This is a genomic window from Micromonospora sp. NPDC002411 (genome assembly GCF_053592955.1).
Genome location: NZ_JBSFBM010000447.1, coordinates 1 through 4,595 on the forward strand (window position 1 = coordinate 1; position 4,595 = coordinate 4,595).

At 71.8% G+C, this 4,595-nt stretch carries 4 protein-coding genes and 2 pseudogenes; 4 read left to right on the plus strand and 2 right to left on the minus strand.

What is annotated here, in order from left to right:
• Positions 1-93 (plus strand): annotated as a pseudogene (locus ACWCO3_RS31845) (glycosyltransferase); the annotation flags it as partial.
• A 1-nt stretch (position 94) separates the two neighbouring features.
• A pseudogene (locus ACWCO3_RS31850) lies at positions 95-904 on the plus strand (cell division protein PerM); the annotation flags it as partial.
• Positions 905-959: 55 nt separating this feature from the next.
• Here the strand turns inward: ACWCO3_RS31850 and ACWCO3_RS31855 are convergent.
• Positions 960-1,430, minus strand: coding sequence for a DUF4190 domain-containing protein (locus ACWCO3_RS31855; protein ID WP_145778992.1), 471 nt, complete (start codon positions 1,428-1,430; stop codon positions 960-962).
• A gap of 272 nt (positions 1,431-1,702) precedes the next feature.
• Between ACWCO3_RS31855 and purN the strand changes: the two genes are divergently transcribed.
• Both purN and purH read left to right on the plus strand, forming a co-directional pair.
• Positions 1,703-2,323: a phosphoribosylglycinamide formyltransferase gene (gene purN, locus ACWCO3_RS31860; protein WP_145778993.1), complete on the plus strand. Its 621-nt coding sequence runs from the start codon at positions 1,703-1,705 to the stop codon at positions 2,321-2,323.
• A complete protein-coding gene (gene purH / locus ACWCO3_RS31865; RefSeq protein ID WP_423438860.1) occupies positions 2,320-3,891 on the plus strand; it encodes a bifunctional phosphoribosylaminoimidazolecarboxamide formyltransferase/IMP cyclohydrolase in 1,572 nt (523 codons plus the stop codon). Before purN ends, purH begins: the two co-directional genes overlap by 4 nt.
• Before the next feature lie 93 nt (positions 3,892-3,984).
• Here purH and ACWCO3_RS31870 read toward each other — a convergent pair.
• A partial coding sequence (locus ACWCO3_RS31870; RefSeq protein WP_450013593.1) for an oligopeptide/dipeptide ABC transporter ATP-binding protein occupies positions 3,985-4,595 on the minus strand: 611 nt, incomplete at its 5' end.

Here is a 4,595-nt window from a genome sequence, read left to right on the forward strand (position 1 = left end):
CACACCGGCCTGCTGACTGCGGACGCCGAGCTGGTCTGCGTCCTCGACGCGGACGGCTCGTTCGACCCGGCCGAGTTGCCCAGACTGGTCGCGACTCGCGGCGGTGCTGGTCAGCGCCGGTGGGCCGGATGTGTCAGTGATCCGGGCGGGTGCCATGTTCGCGGTGGTCGGCACACTCGCCGCCCTGATCGGTGCCACCCGGATCACCGCTGTGACCCGGGTGCTCGTCGCCCGGATGCCGGGCCCGGTCCGGGACGGCGTTCGCGCCGGCCTGGTAGCGGGGCTGCTGCTGCTCGGCGCGGGCGCCGGTGCGGCCGGCCTGGCGGTGGCCACCGGTGGCGGCGACGCGGCGGACATGATCGGGGCGTACCGGACGGGGGTCGCCGGCCAGGCGGGGATCACCCTGGTCAGCGTCGCGTACGCGCCGAACGCGGCGATCTGGTCGACCAGCTATCTGCTCGGGCCGGGCTTCGCGGTCGGCACCGACACCGCGGTTCGTACCAGTGAGGTGTCGGTCGGCGCGTTGCCAGCTGTGCCTCTGCTCGCCGGCCTGCCGCGCGGTCCGGTGGACGGCTTCGGCGCGCTCCTACTCGCGGTGCCGGTGCTGGCCGGGATGGTCGGCGGTTGTCTGCTCGCCCGCCGGGTGGCTCGACTCGCCGGGCCGGAGCGGGCCCCGCAACGGTGGGCTGAGGTGCTGGCGCCGGCGGCGTTGGCCGGGCCGGTGGCCGGTGTGCTGCTCGGGCTGGTCGCCGCGGTTTCCGGCGGGCCGCTGGGCGCCGGGCGGCTGGCGGAGGTCGGGCCGGTGGGCTGGCAGGTGGGTGCGGTGGCGACAGCCGTCATCGCGGTCGGCGCGCTGCTCGGCGCTGCCGCCACCCGAGCGCTCACTCGCTCACCCGCCCAGTAGACGAGCCCGGGGCGCCCCGGACGGAATCCGGAACGCCCCGTAGCTGCGGGATCCGTCAGGGGTTGGTCGGCAGGCCGACGTTCAGCGCGACGCTCAGGATGACCGAGATGATGCCGAGCGCGACACCGACGGCGCCACAGATCAGGCCGGCCTTGGCCTGACCGGCGTTGCTGGCCTGACCCTGCGCCGCCTTCTGCCGGCCCAGGTAGCCGGTCACCGCACCACCGATGCCGACCGGGATGCCCAGCAGCGGGCAGCAGGCCAGCGGGATCGATGCGATACCGAGGATCAGCGCCACCAGGCCGAGGGTGTTGTTCTGTCCCTGACCCTGCGGGTAGCCGGCGTTCGGGTACGTCGGACCGCCCCCGTACTGCGGCTGCTGCTGGCCGTACGGGTCCTGGTACGGCTGCTGCTGGCCGTACGGGGCGGCCGGCGGCTGGCCGTACGGGTTCTGCGGCGGCTGGGGCGCGGTCGGGTCGTTGGGCTGCTGGCCGTACGGGTCCTGGCCGGGGTTACCGGGTTGCATTCACAAGCTCCTTGAAATGGTTCCGTCAGTTACCACTGTTGTTTCCACCCATGATCGCTGTCACTCCTCGGAATGCACAGCGCAGGATCACGACGACATCACCACTGTGCTGTCGATCGACGACTGCCGTTGGCCGATCGGTGCTGGCCCGGATCGGCGCGGCTTTCGGCCGAGCGAGCGGCAGCGTACCGGGTCGATGCACGTCGACGCTGTCAAAGATCGGCGCGCCGCCCAGCCGAAGGGCGTCCTGACCTGCCCGATAGGGTGGCCCGGTGACCGAGCCCGCGCCTGTCGCCCGCATCGTCGTCCTCGTCTCCGGCTCCGGGAGCAACCTCCAGTCGCTGCTGGACGCCGCCGCCGACCCCGCGTACGGCGCACAGGTCGTCGCGGTCGGCGCGGACCGCGACGGCATCGCGGGCCTGGACCGGGCCGAAGCCGCCGGGGTGCCGACCTTCGTGGAGCGGGTCCGTGACCACGACACGCGGGAGGACTGGGACCGGGCGCTCACCGCGCACGTCGCGAAGCACCAACCCGATCTGGTCATCTCCGCCGGTTTCCTCAAGCTGGTCGGGCCGCATTTCCTGGCCGCCTTCGGCGACCGCTACCTGAACACCCACAACACCCTGCTGCCGGCGTTTCCCGGCATCCACGGCCCGCGTGATGCGCTCGCCTACGGCGTGAAGCTCACCGGTGCCACCCTCTTCTTCGTCGACGCTGGTATGGACACCGGGCCGATCGTCGCGCAGGTGGCGGTGCCGGTGCTCGACGACGACGACGTGGACACGCTCACCGAGCGCATCAAGGAAGCCGAGCGGCGCCAGCTCGTCGAGCAGGTCGGCCGTCTGGTCCGCGAAGGTTGGACCATCACCGGAAGGAAGGTCACGGTTCCGTGAGTCCCACTCAGGACGGGCGCCGCCCGATCAGGCGGGCGCTGGTCAGCGTCTACGACAAGACCGGGCTGGTCGAGTTGGCCCAGGCCCTGCACGCTGCCGGTGTGGAGATCGTGTCCACGGGCAGCACGGCGGGCACCATCGCCGCCGCCGGTGTGCCGGTGACGCCTGTGGAGACGGTGACCGGGTTCCCCGAGGTGCTCGACGGCCGGGTGAAGACCCTGCACCCGAAGGTGCACGCCGGCCTCCTGGCCGACCTGCGGAAGGACACGCACGTCATGCAGCTCGACGAGCTGGGGGTTGCGGCGTTCGACCTGCTGGTCTCCAACCTCTACCCGTTCCAGGCGACCGTCGCCTCCGGCGCCGGGGTCGAGGAGTGCGTGGAGCAGATCGACATCGGTGGCCCGGCCATGGTGCGGGCCGCCGCCAAGAACCACGCTTCGGTCGCGGTGCTCACCGACCCGGCCGGTTACCCGGCGCTGCTCGGCGCGCTCGACGAGGGCGGTTTCACTCTGGCCCAGCGCCGTGCGCTGGCCGCCCGGGCGTTTGCCGACATCGCCGAGTACGACGTGGCCGTCGCGCAGTGGTGCGCCCGGGAGCTGGCCCCGGCCGACGACACCTGGCCGGCGTTCGCCGGGTCGGCGCTGCGCAAGTCGACGGTGCTGCGCTACGGGGAGAACCCGCACCAGCCGGCCGCGCTCTACACCGACCCGGACGCCCCGGCGGGGTTGGCCCAGGCCGAGCAGCTGCACGGCAAGGAGATGTCGTACAACAACTACGTCGACGCGGACGCCGCCTGGCGTGCGGCGAACGACTTCGCCGACCAGCCGGCGGTGGCGATCATCAAGCACGCGAACCCGTGCGGCATCGCGGTCGGCGTGGACGTCGCCGAGGCGCACCGGCGGGCGCACGCCTGCGACCCGGTGTCGGCGTTCGGCGGTGTCATCGCGGTCAACCGCCCGGTCTCGGTCGAGCTGGCCCGGCAGGTCGCGGACATCTTCACCGAGGTGGTCGTCGCCCCCGGCTTCGACGAGGGTGCGGTCGAGGTGTTGCAGGGCAAGAAGAACATCCGGCTGCTGCGCGCGCCGGCCTGGACTCCGGCGACTGTCGAGTGGCGGCCGGTGACCGGTGGCGTGCTGACCCAGGTCGCGGACCGGGTGGACGCCCCTGGTGACGACCCTTCGAACTGGCAGTTGGCGACCGGCGAGGCCGCTGACGAGGAGCTGCTGCGTGACCTGGCGTTCGCCTGGCGTGCGGTGCGCGCGGTGAAGAGCAACGCGATCCTGCTCGCCAAGGACGGTGCCACCGTCGGCGTGGGCATGGGTCAGGTCAACCGGGTGGACTCGGCGCAGCTCGCGGTGAGCCGGGCCGGCGCCGACCGGGCCCGGGGTTCGGTGGCCGCGTCGGACGCGTTCTTCCCGTTCGCCGACGGCCCGCAGATCCTCATCGACGCCGGCGTGCGCGCCATCGTCCAGCCCGGTGGCTCGATCCGCGACGAAGAGGTCATCGAAGCGGCAAAGAAGGCCAACGTGACGATGTACCTGACCGGAACCCGCCACTTCTTCCACTGACCCCGGTCCGCGCTCCGTCGATCATGAAGTTATCGCCCTGACACGCCGACGTGCAGGGCGATAACTTCATGATCAACAGCGGAGGTGTGCGGGTCAGGCCGTCGTGGTGGGGCGGAGTTCGGCGAAGTGGCAGGCGGACGGGTGGGGGTCCGCTGCCCTTGGCACCGTTGCGGGGTCCTCCACGGCGCAGATCTCCTGGGCCTTCCAGCAGCGGGTCCGGAAGTGGCACCCGCTCGGCGGGTCGGCCGGGCTGGGCACGTCCCCGACCAGCCGGATCATGGTGCGCTGGTCGCGGGCCGCCGGGTCCGGCACCGGCACGGCGGAGAGCAGAGCCTGGGTGTACGGGTGGGTGGCCCGCTCGTAGATCTCGTCCTCGGTGCCGATCTCCACGATCCGACCGAGGTACATCACCGCTACCCGGTCGGCGATGTGCCGCACCACGGACAGGTCGTGGGCGATGAAGATGTACGACAGCCCCAGCTCGTCCTGCAACTGCTTGAGCAGGTTGATCACCTGGGCCTGGATGGAGACGTCCAGCGCGGACACCGGCTCGTCGCAGACGATCACGTCGGGCCGCAGCGCGAGCGCCCGGGCGATGCCGATGCGCTGACGTTGGCCGCCGGAGAACTGGTGCGGGTACCGGTTGATGTGCTCCGGGTTGAGCCCGACCAGGTCCAACAGCTCCTGGACACGCCGCTGCTTGC

Excerpts from the sequence above, each read along its gene's own strand:
- ACWCO3_RS31855 (WP_145778992.1), bottom strand. The coding sequence starts at position 1,430 with ATGCAACCCGGTAACCCCGGCCAGGACCCGTACGGCCAGCAGCCCAAC.